Here is a 14,952-nt window from a genome sequence, read left to right as displayed (position 1 = left end):
GGAGCCTCGCCATGTGTCAGCACGCTTCCCCACCGACCCCGGCCGCCGAACATCACTGCGCCTGCCAGCAGCAGGCGGGCCCGCATCCGGGCAAGCGGGTTCCCGCTGCGCCGGAACTGATTTTGCCGGAAGTGCCGTTTCCGTCCCTGCGGGTGATCGAAGCGCTGGGCGAACACGGCCTGCGCCAGTTGGTGGCGCAGCATCACGCGCTGCTGCGCCAGAGCGCCATCGGCCATCTGTTTGCCCAGGATGCGGCGCAGTTTGCCCAGTTGGTCGAGCGGGTGGCCGATTTTGTCGTCGAGGCCTGTGGCGGCGCGGCGCAATACACGCCGGCGCACGGCCACACCTGCATGCGCACCCGGCATTTTCCGTTCACCATTGACGAAGCGGCGCGCGAAGTCTGGCTGACCCTGCTGTGGCAGGCGCTGGCTGACTGCGCCGCGCCAGCGGCGGTGCGCGAGGAATATTGGGCGTGGATGGAGCCCTTCTCGCTGCGCATGATCAACCGGCGCACCACCAAGGCGCAGCCGGCGCGCTGGGGCTATGCCGAGATGGCGGCGCGTCATGCTTAAGGCCTGGCGCAGCGGCCTCGGCCTGCTGGCGCTGGTCTGGGCGACATGGGCGGGCGCGCAGCCGCCAGCGCCAAGCGCCACGGCCAGGCCTGTGGTGCGGGTGGCGGTGGTTGGCGGCTTGCTGCAAAGCGGGGTATGGCCACGGCTGGCCGACAAGGCGGCTGTGGGCGCCGGCCTGCGGGTGGACACCGTGGCGGCGGCGCCCAAGGAGGGCATTGTGCCGGTGTTCGCCCGTGGCGACGCCGACCTGATGCTGATTCATGGCAGCGACGAAAGCTATGCGCTGCTGGCTGCCGGCCTGGCAGCGCCGCTGCGCGCCTGGGCGGCCAATGAGCATGTGCTGGTCGGCCCTGCGGATGACCCGGCCGGCGTGGCGCAGGCGGCGGATGGCGCGGCGGCGATGGCGCGGATTGTTGCCGCCGACGCGCCCTTATTGGCGTTTCGCGACCCCGGCAGCTTCAGCATTGCCCAGGCGCTGTTCCGCCGCGCTGGCGTGCGCCCTGGCCCGCGCCAGCAACTGTACGACGACGCCGAATCGCCACAGTCCGTGCTGGTCAGCGCCGCGCGTCAGGGCGCTTATGCCGTGGTCGGACATATTCCAGTGGCCAGCGGCAAGATGCCCAGCCATGGCCTGAAGGTGCTGCTGCATGGCGATCCGGCCATGCGCCGGGTGTATGTGCTGGTCGAACCCGGCCCGGCGCACCCGGCCAATGCCGAGCGCCGCCGCCTGGCGCGGCGGCTGGCGGATTATCTGCTGAGCGCGCACGGCCAGGCCGATTTGCGCGCGGCAGACCGTGAGGCCGGCGGGCCGTGGGTGTTTGCGCTGACAACAAGCGGCCCGGCGCGTTGACAGACAGCTGGTGCGGCCGTGGTGCAGCAAGCGGGCGCACAACGGCTGTCCCGCCAGCCATGAAGCGCCTTGCTGTGGTAGGTTTTTCGCCGCCCCACGTGATCACGGCCTGTCCCCCATGCGGTAAGACATGGGCAACAGGCCGTCAGATGATTTCCGAGCCGAGTGCGCGGGGCGTGGCGCGGGCGGGGATGACTCCCCCGCCCGATTTTTTTGCCTGCACGCAGCGCGTCAGAAGCGGTCGATATGGGTTTCGTCGGCTTCCAGCACGTGCGAGGCATTGCCCACCAGCAGCGGATCCGGCGGGCAGGCCACTTTCGGGTCTTTGTTCGGGTAGTCCAGCGTGGACAGGAAGTGGCGCAGACAGTTCAGGCGTGCACGCTTCTTGTCGTCGGACTTGATCACCGTCCACGGCGCGTCAGCGGTGTCGGTGTGGAAGAACATCGCCTTTTTGGCGGCGGTGTAGTCGTCCCATTTGTCCAGCGACTGGATGTCGATCGGCGAGAGCTTCCAGTGCTTGAGCGGATCATCACGGCGCGAGATAAAGCGGCGCAGCTGCTCTTCGCGGTTCACCGAGAACCAGTATTTGAACAGGCGGATGCCGCTGTTCACCAGCATGCGCTCCAGCTCGGGGGTCTGGCGCATGAATTCCAGGTATTCGCTGGGGGTACAAAAGCCCATCACCCGCTCAACGCCGGCGCGGTTGTACCAGGAGCGGTCGAAGAACACCATTTCGCCAGCCGACGGCAGGTGCTGGATATAGCGCTGGAAGTACCACTGGCCACGTTCGATTTCGGTGGGTTTTTCCAGGGCGATCACCCGCGCGCCGCGCGGATTGAGGTGTTCCATATAGCGCTTGATGGTGCCGCCCTTGCCGGCGGCATCGCGGCCTTCAAACAGAATCACAATGCGCTGGCCGGTTTCTTTCACCCAGTTTTGCACCTTGAGCAATTCAACTTGCAGCGCTTGTTTTTGCCGCTCGTAATCAGCGCGGCGGATGCGGGTCTTGTAGGGGTAGTCAGCCGGTAGCGGGGCGGACGAGCTGTCTTCGTCGCTGCCGTGCGGGGCGGTGGCCACCTGGACGGCGACGGGCGCCTCGCTGATGGCGCGGATTTCTTCGGCGGCGTGTTCCTGTTGCTGGTGCGCCTTGTCCGTTGTGGCTTGTGACCGGTGACGAGTGCGCGCGGCCGTCGCGGTAGCGGTGGCGGGGGTCTTGTTTTCCAGCGAATCGGTCATTGCACAACCTTCCTTTCTTGGGATTTCAGAAATGGCGAAATTCAAGCGTGACCAGGCCTGGCGTGGCAGGTCGGCGGGCGGCGCGCGGGTGGGCGGCGGCCTGTCGGCCCGTCCCGTCGGTCTGTTGCGCGCCTGGGGCACTCATCCCGTTGGCCAAGGCCGGGCTGCGCAGCGTGGGGGGATGACGGCTCGGTCGTCCGTTTCATGCCGCAGCAAGCCCAGGCCCAAGCCTGGTGTGACGCCCCGTTCTGGCGGATCAGCCGGTTCGGGATGGGTTTGGAAAGCGCCATGCAGGCGCTTTCAAGAGTCGCCCTCCAGCAGGTCAGGCTGGCCTGGGCGACTCGCCTCATCCACTATCCTATGCCTTTCAAATAACCCTGTCGACAGTATTGCAATTCAGTGACGCTGTTTTGCCGGGCATGACCAGATGCACAGCGCCAGTTTCAGCGGTTTTGGGTAGAATTGCAGGTTAAACCGCGCGCCCTGGACGCACGCCGGCCTGTTTGGGCCTGGCCGAATCCGCCCCGGGCGCGCCTTTGTCCCTTTCATGACGCGAGCCACCATGAGCCACACTGATAAAGCCCCCGGCCAGGAGCCGGTGATCGCCAACTTCATCCGCAACATCATCGACGACGACCTCGCGCAGGGCAAACACAGCAGCCTCCTCACCCGTTTTCCGCCTGAGCCCAACGGCTATCTGCACGTGGGTCACGCCAAATCCATCTGTCTGAACTTTGGCCTGGTGCAGGGCGAAGCTGCCTACCCCGGCCAGTGCAATCTGCGCTTTGATGACACCAACCCGGAAAAAGAAAGCACCGAATACGCCGAATCCATCCAGGCCGACGTGCGCTGGCTGGGTTTTGAGTGGGCCGGCGAGGTGAAATGGGCGTCGGATTATTTTGATGCGCTCTACCAGTACGCCGAGGCGCTGATTCAGGCCGGCAAGGCCTATGTGTGCGAGCTCAACGCCGAGCAAATGCGCGAATATCGCGGCTCGCTGAAAGAGCCGGGCAAAAACAGCCCCTACCGTGAGCGCAGCGTGGCGGAAAACCTGGACCTGTTCCGCCGCATGAAGGCCGGTGAATTTCCGGACGGCAGCAAAACCCTGCGCCTGAAAATCGACATGGCCTCGCCCAATATCAATTTGCGCGACCCGGTGATCTACCGCATCCGCCGCGCCCACCACATCCGCACTGGCGATGCCTGGTGCATCTACCCGATGTACGACTACACCCACTGCATCTCGGATGCGCTGGAAGGCATCACCCACTCGCTGTGCACGCTGGAATTTGAAGACCACCGCCCGCTGTACGACTGGGTGCTGGACAATCTCGACATCCCCTGCCACCCGCGCCAGTATGAATTCTCCCGCCTGGAGCTGTTCTACACCGTCACCTCCAAGCGCAAGCTCAACCAATTGGTGACCGAAAAACTGGTGGCCGGCTGGGACGACCCGCGCATGCCCACCATCGCCGGCATGCGCCGCCGTGGCTACACCCCGGAAGGCATCCGCCTGTTCGCCCGCCGCATCGGCATCTCCAAATCCGACAACCATGTGGACATGAGCGTGCTGGAAGGCGCCGTGCGCGAAGAGCTGGAGCACAGCGTGCCGCGCGTGATGGCGGTGATCAACCCGCTGAAAGTCACGCTGACCAACTACACCGAAGGCGTCACCGCCGCGCGCAGTGCCGGTTTTCATCCCAACCACCCGGAATTTGGCGAGCGCGAAGTGCCGCTGTCGGCCGAAATCTGGATCGAACGCGATGATTTCTCCGACAACCCGCCGGCCGGCTGGCAACGGCTGACTCCGGGCGGCGAAGTGCGCCTGCGCTACAGCTATGTGATCAAATGCGATGACGTGGTGCGCGACGCGGCCGGAGAAGTGATCGAACTGCACTGCTCGATCGACCACGACACCCTGGGCAAAAACCCGGTGGGCCGCAAGGTGAAGGGCGTGATCCACTTTGTCGCCGCCGCCCACGCCCTGCCGATTGAAGTGCGCCTATATGACCGCCTGTTCAGCGTGCCGCGCCCGGACGCCATGAAAGACGAAGCCGGCGCCGAAATCGACTTCAAAACCTTCATCAACCCGGATTCGCTCAGCGTGGTCACCGGCTACGCCGAACCGGCGCTGGCCCAGGCGCAAGCCGAAGCCCGCTATCAGTTCGAGCGCATCGGCTACTTCTGCGCCGACCGCCACGAACACAGCGCCAGCCGCCCGGTGTTCAACCGCACGGTGGGGCTGAAGGATACCTGGAGCAAGTAAGCGCGGCTCACAAAACCCGCCCTGGTGTTGTGCGCGACCTTGCTGTACGACTGGTACTGTCTGTGGTCGCGTGCCCAGCCAGGAACGCTGCGCTGAGTTTTATGCGCGACGCGACGCGCGGCCGCGGGCGCTTCACGGGTGGAGCATGTGGCCCGTCTGACTTTGGTCGGTATTCTGGCCGCAGCTGGCGTATTTATCTTTGATTCAAGATAAATACGCCAGCTGCGGCCGTGTTCTGCTACCTCACCAGCGGCGCCCTATCATCATGACCCTGTGCGCGACAAGCCCCGCCGTTCAGGGCGGGGGAGGATAGCGCGACGGCGCAGCCGTCCTTTGGGATATGATAGAGCCATGCAACGACTTCAAGCCTTCAAATACGAACTGATGCCAGACGGCCAGCAGGTGCGGCAAATGCGCCGCTTCGTGTTCAACAAGGCGCTGGCGTTGCAGAAGGAACGCTATGAGCAAGGGGAGAAGAAGCTCGGCTACGCAGGACTGTGCAAGCTGCTCACCGAGTGGCGCAACAGCACGGAAACGGCTTGGCTGGCCGATGCGCCAGTCCATCCCTTGCAACAGGCGCTCAAAGACCTGGAACGGGCCTACAGCAACTTCTTCGCCAAGCGGGCCGACTTCCCGCGCTGCAAGAAAAAAACCAGTCCGATCATCGCCGTGCCGCCGCAGAACACGAGCAGGACGTGTCCGTGCTGCGGCCATGTGTCGGCGGCGAATCGCCAGACGCAAGCCAAGTTTGAATGCGTCGAATGCGGCTTTGAAGAAAACGCCGATGTCGTCGGCGCGATCAATATACTAAGGGCGGGACACGCCCGGTTAGCCTGTGAAGTGAGCGGTGCAGTCATGCTGCCAGCAGCAGGAACTCACCGAAGCGATTCAGGGGTGGCGCAATGCCGCGCCTGAGCGCTGTAGGAATCTCCGGCCTTCAGGCCGGGGAGGATGTCAATGTCGATTCCGCTTCCCCTGCTACGCCACCCCACGCCCCCGCCCTGCTGCCGCTGGTGGCCAATGTGCTGACCGCCACCTTGCCCGGCGGACGCTATCTGTTGCCGGCCACGCTGCAACCGATGCTGCTGGCCATCACCCACGGTGAAATCCGCCTGGCGCCAGCCGATCTGTTACGGCCTGCCGAGGCGTGCCCGGCTCTGCCGGTGCTGGGGCTGTGTGGCGCCACCCGCAGCGTGCGTGAAGCGTGGGCCACGCCCGGCACGCAAATTCTGGCCGTGACCGTGCGCACAGGCCAACTGCCACGGCTGTTTGGCGTATCAGCACAGGATGTGATGGAAGAATTTGTGCCGCTGGATACCCTGGCCCCGCCTGCCTGGGTGGCCAGTTGGGCACAGCGTCTGCGCCAGGCCGGCACCCCAGCTGCCTGCCGCCATGCGCTGGAAACCGGCTTGTGCACCCAGGCCGCCCGCCACATGCAGCGTAGCCCGGACCTGGTGCTGCCGCAGGTTTGCCTGGACTGGCCGCTGGCCAGGCTGGCCGAGCATTGTCAGCTGGGTGTGCGTCAGTTCGAGCGTCAGTTTTTGCGCGCCTATGGCCAAAGCCTGCGCCAGTTTCGTCAGCAATGGCGTTGCAGTCAGCTGCTGGCCAGTCAGGTGTTTGGCATGTCGTCCGCCAGCAAGCCACGGCCCTGGGCCGATATCGCGCTGGATGGCGCGTATTTTGATCAAGCCCACTTCAGCCGCGACATGCGTCGGTTTACCGGCTACAGCCCGGCGCAACTGGCCCGCCAGCTGGCCGAGCAGGATCCGGCGCTGTGGCCCTACCGTTTCAACAGCATGGATGCCCGGCGGGTGTTGGGGATGGAGTAAGCGCCGCGCACAAAACTCGGCAAAGGCGTGTGATTGCAGACCCTCCCGGGTTGATGAGATGACAAAACCCCCGCTGGCTGACGCTGGCGGGGGTTTTGTCTGTCTGGCGTATCGGGCTTCAGCGCATTCCTAGCAAATCCTCGGCAGCATCTCGCCATTCAGCCAGTCCACCAGCCGCTCGCCGCCAAACGGGGTGCGGGCGCGGACAAAGCAGCGCGGGTCGGCAATCACCTCGCCGATGATGGCCGCGTCCTGGCCCAGCGGGTGGGCGCGCATGGCGGCCAGCAGCGCCGGGGCGTCGGCGGCGGCGCAGATGGCGGTGAGCTTGCCTTCGTTGGCGCAGTACAGCGGATCCAGCCCCAAAAACTCGCAGGCGGCGCGCACCACCGGGCGCACCGGAATCGCCGCTTCGTCCAGACGAATGCCCACGCCAGATTGCACGGCGATTTCGTTCAGCGTGGTGGCCAGGCCGCCCCGAGTGGGGTCTCGCATCAGCCGCAGCGACGGGCAGGCGGCAATCAACTGGGCGGCCAGGGTGTGCAGCGCGGCGCTGTCGCTGACCACATCGGCGGCAAACGCCAGGCCTTCGCGCTGGCTGAGAATCGCCACGCCATGGTCGCCCAGCATGCCGGACACCAGCACCGCGTCACCCGGCTGCGCCAGGTGGCCAGACAGATTCACCCCGTCGGGGACCACGCCAATGCCGGTGGTGGTGATAAACACGCCGTCGCCCTTGCCCTGCTCGACCACCTTGGTGTCGCCGGTGATCACCGCCACGCCAGCCTCACGTGCAGCGTGCGCCAGCGAGCGGACAATGCGCGCCAGATCAGCCAGCGGCAGGCCTTCTTCCAGAATAAAACCCACCGTCAGGTATAGCGGCGTGGCGCCGCCCATGGCCAGGTCGTTGACCGTGCCGTGCACCGCCAGGCTGCCGATGTCGCCGCCGGGAAAAAACAGCGGCGACACCACATGGCCATCGGTGGCCACCGCCAGGCGGCCACCCGGCGGCGGCACAATCGCCTGGTCGTTGCCCTGCGCCAGCCATTCATTGCCAAATTCGGCGGCAAACAGCTCATGAATCAGCTGCGCCATCGCCCGGCCGCCGCTGCCGTGGGTCATGTCCACCCGGCCGTGTTTCAGGTCCAGCGGGCGGGTGTAGCCTGGTTTGATGCTCATGCCGGCTCCTTGCTGACAAAACGGCCATAGGCGTAGTGCGCCGCGCAGGCGCCTTCGCTGGACACCATACAGGCGCCCAGCGGGTTGTCCGGGGTGCACACCGTGGCAAAGACTTTGCAGTCTTGCGGTTTTTTGCGCCCCTGCAAAATGGCGCCGCATTCACAGGCTTTGTTATCCGCCACGCTGTGGGTGGTGAGGCCAAATTTCACCTCGGCGTCCCACGCTGACCATTCCGGGCGAATGGCCAGCGCGCTGGCGGCCACCTCGCCCAGCCCGCGCCAGTCAAACACCGGGCGCAGGGCAAACACTTCGTCCACCACCTGCCGCGCCTTGCGGTTGCCGGTGGCGGTCACTGCGCGGATAAACTGGTTTTCCACCTCGGCGCGGCCCTGGTTGATCTGCTCGATCAGCATGCGCACGCCAATCAGCACGTCCAGCGGCTCAAAGCCGGTAATCACCACCGGCTTGCCCGAGTCGCGGGCAATGTCGGCGTAGGCGTCCGAGCCAATCACCGTGCTGACGTGCGACGGCCCGATAAAACCATCCAGCGCCACACCATCGCCGCTGGCCAGCAAATGGCGCATCGCTGCCGGGGTCAGTACATGGTTGGCGTACACGCTGAAGTTGTTCAGCCCCTCGGCGCGGGCGGTCAGCAAGGCCAGCGCGGTAGGTGGCGTGGTGGTTTCAAAGCCGATGGCGAAAAACACCACCTGGCGCTGCGGCTCGGCGCGCGCCAGGGCCAAGGCGTCATCCACCGAATACACCATGCGCACATCGCCGCCAGCCGCGCGCGCCTTGTACAAGCTCATGCGCCCTGAACCGGGCACGCGCAGGGTGTCGCCGTAAGTGCACAAGGTCACGCCGTGCTCCAGCGTCAGGGCAATCGCGCCATCCAGCCGGCCAATCGGCAACACGCACACCGGACAGCCGGGGCCGTGGATCAGCTCGACATTGTCCGGCAGCAAGGCGCTCAGCCCGTAGCGGGCAATGGCGTGGGTGTGGCCGCCGCAAAACTCCATCAGCCGATACTGGCGGTCGGGCTGGACCACGGCGGCAATCTCGGCCGCCAGCGCGCGCGCGGCGTGGCCATCGCGGAATTCGTCCACGTATTTCATACCGCGCCCTCCGCCAGCTTGTCCACCGCCTCGGCAATCAAGGCCAGCGTGCGCCGCGCCTCGTCCTCGTCCAGCTTGCCGATGGCGTAGCCGACGTGCAGGATGACAAAATCCCCCACGGCCAAGTCTTCCACCAGCGCCACCGACACCTCACGGCTGACGCCATCCACGCTGACGCGCGCGCGCTGACCGGGCAACAGCTCGGTCACTTGAACTGGCATGGCCAGACACATGCTTGTGACTCCTTACAAAATGTCTTGGCAAAAATCGCCAGGACGAAACATCCATGGGTGCGCTGCGCGCCAGTCACGCACGACGTGGAACCGTCTGGGCTCCCGCCTGCGCGTATACATTTTGATTTTTCAGGGGCGGGCTTTGGGCAAATTTTATCCCTGTATGGCTGAATCCATCCGCGCATCTCTCACGCCCCCGGGTTCACCACTTGCCTTCCAGCGTCAGCAGCACACTGCGGTTGGCGCGGCGGCTTTCGACTTCCTGGCGCTGCAAAGCGCCGGTGCTGTCGTATTCCCACACCTGATTGCGTGATTTTGCCCCGGTGACATTGCTCAAAGCCAGCCGCGCCGTCAACTGACGATCCAGCTTATAGGTGGCGTACAGGTCCAGCTGGGTGTTGGCGTCTTGCTGCTGGCGCACGGTCAGGCTGCTGTCGCGGTCCAGCGTGGACACATGGCTGAGCGTGCCGCCCACGCTCCAGCCGGCGGGGGATTCGTAATCCAGCCCCAGATTGGCGCTTTTGCGCGGGCCGTCGCCCAGTGGGCTGTCGCGCAGCCGGGTGCGCGACAGCATCGCATTGCTGCGCACGGTAAGCTGCGGCAGGCCCCATTGGCTGAGTTTGGCCTTGGCGTCGAACAGCAGGCCATGGGTGCTGGCCTGGCCCAGATTATGCGGGCGCGCCACCCAGCGCTCGCCTTCCAGCAGCGTCAGCCGCTGGCTGTAGTTGTCGATGCGGCGGGCAAACAAGGACAGGCCAATCACCCCGGCGCGGTCGGGCAAAAAGTGTTCGATGCCCATGTCCAGCACGGTGAGCTGTTCGCCGCGCAAATCCGGGTTGCCGCCCCGGTCCGGGTTGCTGGCGCTGTTGTCGCCGCTGGCAGCGCGCACCACCGGGCTGAGCTCATAAATCGACGGCGCGCGGTTATTGCGGCTGGCGCTGGCGCGCAGATTCCATTGGCTGTTCACTTGCCACAGATAATGCAAGGACGGCAACCAGGCGCGATGGCTGCGCCGACGCTCGCCGTCCATATCGCTGACCTCGGTGTGGTCCAGCTGCCAGCGCAGGCCAGGGGTGAGCACCTGTTGCCCGGCCAGTTGCCATTCGTCCTGAATCCAGAATACCTGCTGGCGTTCGCGGGTTTCTGCCCGCTGGCCGGCCTGGCTGGGGTCGCGTCCGCCGTTTTGGCGGTCGTCGCCGCTGCGGATGCGCCATTCCAGCGCGCCGGTCAGCAGATGCGCCTCGCCCAATGCGCGCTGATGGCGGGCGCTGGCCAGCCATTCGCGCTCGTGGCGCAGCGTGTCGTCTTGCTGGCTTTGCCACGCGCCGCTGGCGTCTGGCCGCACGCTGCGCCGGCGCGATTGCTCGCGCTCGCCCTGGCTCATCAGCTTGATGCTGGTTTCGCCATTATCGGCATGGCTGAGCTTCCACTCGGTCAGCAGGCGGGCGCTGGCGCGGGTGTCGTGCTGCTGGCTGTCTTCGTGGCTGACGCCGGGGATGTCGGTGCTGCTGCGCTGGTCGGCGCGGGTGTAGCTGAGCAAGGGGCTGACAATCAACTGGCCATACTCGCCCAGCCGCCACGTAAAGCGCGGGCTGAAGCTGGCGTTGCGATCCTGGCCATGGCTGTGCGCAGCTTCTTGCTGCCGGGTTTCGCCCTGGGCGCTGTACAGGCTGCGCGCGGTGTCGCGGCTGCCCTGACTGGGGCGCTCGGTGAGCGAGCCGGACAACAAATAACTGAACCCACCCTCCCGATTGCCATATTGCCCTTCGGCGCGCAGGCTGGGCCGACCCTGACTGGCGCCCACGCCCAGCTTGGCCGCCAGTGTGCGCCGGTTGGGCGCGTCGCGCAGAATCAGATTAATCGTGCCAGCCGGGCTGACATTGGGGAATTCCGCCGTGCTGTTGCGGATGATCTCCACCCGCTCGATCAGCTCCACCGGCAGGCGCAGCGCGGTGGCCGGCGCGCGGCCGCCGCCGGGCAGCAACTGGCCATCCACCAGAATTTGCGGCAGATTGCGTTCGGCAACGCGGCTGCGCCCGCCCCGGCCGGGGTTGTCCAGATCGGTAAAAATCCCGGCGCCGGGCAGCTTGCGCAATAGCTCGGCCACACTGCTGCTGTTGAGCGCGTCCAGCTCCTGGCGGCCGACCACCAGCTTGCCGGCGCTGGCGTCGCGGCGCAGGGCTTCGGCGCTGCGGGTGGCACTGACGGTGATTTCCGACAACACGGCGGCGTCGGGTTCGGTGGGTTCGGCAGCCTGGGCGGCAGGCAGCAGAGCGGCCAGCAAGGCGCCAACGGTCAGGCTGAGGGCGTGGGGAGAATGGCGCATGGCGGACATTTCAGCAGGAGGGCGGGCGGCCAGGCCGGCATATCCGGCCTGACCACACAGGCTTGGCGTGGCTCACAAAACCCAGCGTAGCGGCCCTACGGCAAGGTCACGCCACAAGGCCAGGGGGTTTTGTCAGCGGCGCTTACGACAGTTTCACCGCGTGTTCGCGGGTTTCGTGGAACACCACCTTGGGCCAGCGCTCCTGGGTGAGGTCCAGATTGACGCGGTTGGGCGCCAGATAGGCCAGGCTGCCGGCGGCGTCGATGGCGACGTTGTTGACCAGGGCTTTTTCAAAGTCGTTGAGCATGCGCGCGTCGTCGCAGCTCACCCAACGGGCGGTGTAAATCTGGCAGGGGTCGAACACTGCTTCCACGCCGTATTCGGTTTGCAGACGGTGCGCCACCACTTCAAATTGCAGCACGCCCACCGCGCCCAGAATCAAATCGGCGCCATTGGCCGGCTTGAACACCTGCACCGCGCCTTCTTCACCCAGCTGTTGCAAGCCCTTGTGCAATTGCTTGATTTTCAGCGGGTTGCGGATGCGCACCGAGCGGAACAGCTCCGGGGCAAAAAACGGAATGCCGGTAAATTGCAGCGCCTCGCCTTCCGAGAAGCTGTCGCCAATCTGGATATTGCCGTGGTTGGGAATGCCAATGATGTCGCCGGCAAAGGCTTCTTCGACAATCTCGCGGTCGTGGGCCATGAAGGTCACCACGCTGGAGGCGGCGATGTCGCGGTTCAGCCGCAGGTGCTTCATTTTCATGCCGCGCTCAAAACGGCCGGAACACACGCGCATAAAAGCAATGCGGTCGCGGTGTTTCGGGTCCATATTGGCTTGGATCTTGAACACAAAGCCGGAGAATTTTTCTTCGCTCGGGTCCACCATGCGCACGCTGGCATCGCGCGGCGACGGCGGCGGCGCCCAATCCACCAGGGCGTTGAGGATTTCGCGCACGCCAAAGTTATTGATGGCCGAGCCAAAAAACACCGGGGTCAGCTCGCCGGCCAGGAAGGCTTCCAGGTCGAACTCATTGGATGCGCCTTTGACCAGCTCGATTTCCATGCGCAGCTGGGCCATTTCCAGCGGGAACAGCTCGTCCAGACGCGGGTTGTCGATGCCCTGAATCACCTCGCTGACCAATTGGTCGGCGATGTCTTGCCCGGCTTCAAACAGCATCACCTGGTCATTCATCAGGTGATACACGCCACGGAAAGTCTTGCCCATGCCAATCGGCCAGGTGATCGGCGCGCAACGGATGTTGAGCACGTTTTCGACTTCGTCCAATAGCTCCAGCGAGTCGCGCACTTCCCGGTCGTACTTGTTCATGAAGGTCACAATCGGCGTGGTGCGCAGCCGGCAGACATTCAGCAGCTTGATGGTTTGCGCTTCTACGCCCTTGGCGGCGTCAATCACCATCAAGGCGGCGTCCACTGCGGTCAGCACGCGATAGGTGTCTTCCGAGAAGTCCTGGTGGCCTGGGGTGTCCAGCAGGTTCACCACATGCTCGCGGTAGTCAAACTGCATCACCGACGAGGCCACCGAAATGCCGCGCTGCTTTTCGATTTCCATCCAGTCGGAGGTGGCGAACTTGCCGCTTTTCTTGCCCTTGACCGTGCCGGCCATCTGGATGGCGCCGGAGAACAGCAGCAGTTTTTCGGTAAGCGTGGTTTTACCCGCATCAGGGTGAGAAATAATGGCGAAAGTGCGGCGGCGCGCGGCTTCGCCGGCCACGGCGGTCAAGGCGTCGGACATGGGAGGGCCAGGGAAAGAAAAAGCCTTGAATTGTAACGGAGATAGCCGGTCAGCAAAACCCCGCGCCAGCGTGCCGGCCAAATTGCCGCCGTCAAAGCGACGCACCTGTGCCTCCTGCTGCATTGCGCCATCGGCACAGCGAAGCGAGTACAATCCTTTAACCCCACCCTTTGTCAGAAAGGCATGCCCATGTTTACCGGAATCGTCGCCGGCACCGCGCCGGTGGTGGCCATTGATGCTCGCGAAAAATTTCAGACCCATATTGTCGAGCTGCCGCTGGACTGGACCGACGGCCTGGAGCCCGGCGCCTCGGTGGCGCACAACGGCTGCTGCCTGACCGTCACCGCCGTGGACGGCGCACGGGTGAGCTTTGACCTGATGCAGGAAACCCTGGCCTGCACCAATCTGGGCGACATCAAAACCGGCGACCGGGTGAACATCGAGCGCGCCGCCCGCTTTGGCGCCGAAATCGGCGGCCACGCCATGAGCGGCCATGTGCTGTGCACCGCCGAAGTAATCGAGGTGATCGACACCCCGAACAACCGCACCACCTGGTTCCGCCTGCCCGACGACTACGCGCGCTTTTTGTTCACCAAGGGCTATATCGGTGTGGACGGATGCAGCCTGACCATCGGTGCAGTGCGCGGCAGCGAGTTTTGCGTGCACCTGATCCCGGAAACCCTGGCCCGCACCACCCTGGGCTGGCGCGCCCCCGGCCAGCGGGTGAATATCGAAATCGACCCGCAAACCCAGGTGATTGTGGACACCGTCGAGCGCTTGCTGCTGGAACGTGGTTTGATTGCCGGGGGCTGAATCCGCCCCAACTGTATTGTTTTTTCTGTCACACAGTCTGCGCTCACTGTCACTGTCCGCGCTGGCCTGCGCCCCCTAGCATGGGGGCGTATTCTTCATGGCTTGCAAAGGACTGATGCAATGACTGTCTCACTTTCCTGGATGTTGCCGCTGGCCACCTATATGGCGGTGATGTCGATCACCCCCGGCCCGAATAATGTCATGCTGACCGCCTCGGGCGTGGCGTTTGGCTATCGCCGCACCCTGCCGCATCTGCTGGGCGTCAGCCTGGGCCATTCGGCGCAAATTGGCCTGGTGTGCCTGGGCCTGGGCAGCGTGTTTGTGCGCTGGCCCTGGCTGCACCAACTGCTGGCCTGGGCCGGCGGCGCGTATCTGCTGTGGATGGCCTGGCGCATGCTGGGCGCGGGCGGCGCGGGTGAGGCGGCCTTGCAGCGGCCGCAAAGCTTTTGGCAAGCGGCCGGGTTTCAGTGGATCAACCCCAAGGCCTGGGTGATGGCCACCTCGGTGGCCAGCCTGTTCCTGCCGCCGGACTGGCCCTTGCTGGCCGGCGCCGCCTGGGTGACCCTGGTGGCCGTGGTGGTGAACTACCCCTGCGTGTCGGTGTGGACCTTGTTTGGCGCCATGCTGCGCCGGGCGCTGACCGAGCCGGCACGGCTGCGGCAATTCAACCAACTGATGGCCGCCCTGCTGGTGGGCACCGCCGCGATGCTGGTGTGGCGTTAGCGCCACTTCACCCACCCCGCCCGCCGCCCGACGGGCGGCTGCTGAATACACGAGAAAGCC

The 14,952-nt window shown here is 64.9% G+C and carries 13 protein-coding genes; 7 read left to right on the top strand and 6 right to left on the bottom strand.

Annotation, left to right across the window (positions count from 1 at the left end; translation table 11 throughout):
- The first annotated feature begins 11 nt into the window (after window positions 1-11).
- Window positions 12-572: a globin domain-containing protein gene (locus DFR34_RS01325; RefSeq protein WP_110389339.1), complete on the top strand. Its 561-nt coding sequence runs from the start codon at window positions 12-14 to the stop codon at window positions 570-572.
- Complete coding sequence (locus DFR34_RS01320) at window positions 565-1,422, top strand: substrate-binding domain-containing protein (RefSeq protein WP_110389338.1); 858 nt, start codon at window positions 565-567, stop codon at window positions 1,420-1,422. Before DFR34_RS01325 ends, DFR34_RS01320 begins: the two co-directional genes overlap by 8 nt.
- Before the next feature lie 231 nt (window positions 1,423-1,653).
- Here DFR34_RS01320 and ppk2 read toward each other — a convergent pair whose 3' ends face one another.
- Complete coding sequence (ppk2, locus tag DFR34_RS01315; RefSeq protein ID WP_110389337.1) at window positions 1,654-2,658, bottom strand: polyphosphate kinase 2; 1,005 nt, start codon at window positions 2,656-2,658, stop codon at window positions 1,654-1,656.
- A gap of 562 nt (window positions 2,659-3,220) precedes the next feature.
- On the opposite strand from ppk2, the gene DFR34_RS01310 reads away from it, so the two are divergent.
- The 3 genes from DFR34_RS01310 (at window position 3,221) to DFR34_RS01300 (ending at window position 6,753) form a co-directional block, all read left to right on the top strand.
- Window positions 3,221-4,924, top strand: coding sequence for a glutamine--tRNA ligase/YqeY domain fusion protein (locus DFR34_RS01310; protein WP_110389336.1), 1,704 nt, complete (start codon window positions 3,221-3,223; stop codon window positions 4,922-4,924).
- A 351-nt stretch (window positions 4,925-5,275) separates the two neighbouring features.
- Window positions 5,276-5,839, top strand: coding sequence for a zinc ribbon domain-containing protein (locus tag DFR34_RS01305; RefSeq protein ID WP_110389335.1), 564 nt, complete (start codon window positions 5,276-5,278; stop codon window positions 5,837-5,839).
- The gene (locus DFR34_RS01300; RefSeq protein WP_110389334.1) at window positions 5,827-6,753 is read left to right on the top strand and encodes a helix-turn-helix domain-containing protein; all 927 of its coding nucleotides are present in this window, start codon (window positions 5,827-5,829) and stop codon (window positions 6,751-6,753) included. Before DFR34_RS01305 ends, DFR34_RS01300 begins: the two co-directional genes overlap by 13 nt.
- Window positions 6,754-6,882: 129 nt before the next feature.
- On the opposite strand, the gene hypE is transcribed toward DFR34_RS01300, so the two are convergent.
- From hypE to DFR34_RS01275, 5 genes are all read right to left on the bottom strand, one after another.
- Complete coding sequence (hypE, locus tag DFR34_RS01295; RefSeq protein ID WP_110389333.1) at window positions 6,883-7,929, bottom strand: hydrogenase expression/formation protein HypE; 1,047 nt, start codon at window positions 7,927-7,929, stop codon at window positions 6,883-6,885.
- Window positions 7,926-9,044, bottom strand: coding sequence for a hydrogenase formation protein HypD (gene hypD, locus DFR34_RS01290; protein WP_110389332.1), 1,119 nt, complete (start codon window positions 9,042-9,044; stop codon window positions 7,926-7,928). The genes hypE and hypD overlap by 4 nt, the downstream gene beginning before the upstream one ends.
- Window positions 9,041-9,265, bottom strand: a complete 225-nt coding sequence (locus DFR34_RS01285) for a HypC/HybG/HupF family hydrogenase formation chaperone (protein ID WP_245906781.1) — start codon at window positions 9,263-9,265, stop codon at window positions 9,041-9,043. The genes hypD and DFR34_RS01285 overlap by 4 nt, the downstream gene beginning before the upstream one ends.
- A gap of 214 nt (window positions 9,266-9,479) precedes the next feature.
- Window positions 9,480-11,603: a TonB-dependent receptor plug domain-containing protein gene (locus tag DFR34_RS01280; protein ID WP_158281709.1), complete on the bottom strand. Its 2,124-nt coding sequence runs from the start codon at window positions 11,601-11,603 to the stop codon at window positions 9,480-9,482.
- Window positions 11,604-11,745: 142 nt separating this feature from the next.
- Window positions 11,746-13,356 carry a peptide chain release factor 3 gene (locus DFR34_RS01275; protein WP_110389471.1) on the bottom strand — a complete coding sequence of 537 codons (1,611 nt, stop codon included), beginning with the start codon at window positions 13,354-13,356 and terminating at the stop codon, window positions 11,746-11,748.
- A 189-nt stretch (window positions 13,357-13,545) separates the two neighbouring features.
- On the opposite strand from DFR34_RS01275, the gene DFR34_RS01270 reads away from it, so the two are divergent.
- Both DFR34_RS01270 and DFR34_RS01265 read left to right on the top strand, forming a co-directional pair.
- Window positions 13,546-14,169, top strand: a complete 624-nt coding sequence (locus DFR34_RS01270) for a riboflavin synthase subunit alpha (RefSeq protein ID WP_110389329.1) — start codon at window positions 13,546-13,548, stop codon at window positions 14,167-14,169.
- Window positions 14,170-14,289: 120 nt separating this feature from the next.
- Window positions 14,290-14,892: a LysE family translocator gene (locus DFR34_RS01265; protein ID WP_110389328.1), complete on the top strand. Its 603-nt coding sequence runs from the start codon at window positions 14,290-14,292 to the stop codon at window positions 14,890-14,892.
- Window positions 14,893-14,952 lie beyond the last annotated feature (60 nt).

Source organism: Rivihabitans pingtungensis (genome assembly GCF_003201855.1).
Lineage (GTDB): Bacteria > Pseudomonadota > Gammaproteobacteria > Burkholderiales > Aquaspirillaceae > Rivihabitans > Rivihabitans pingtungensis.
The sequence above is the reverse complement of the archived record's forward strand: the minus strand, read 5'-3'. Positions and strand labels throughout refer to the sequence as shown.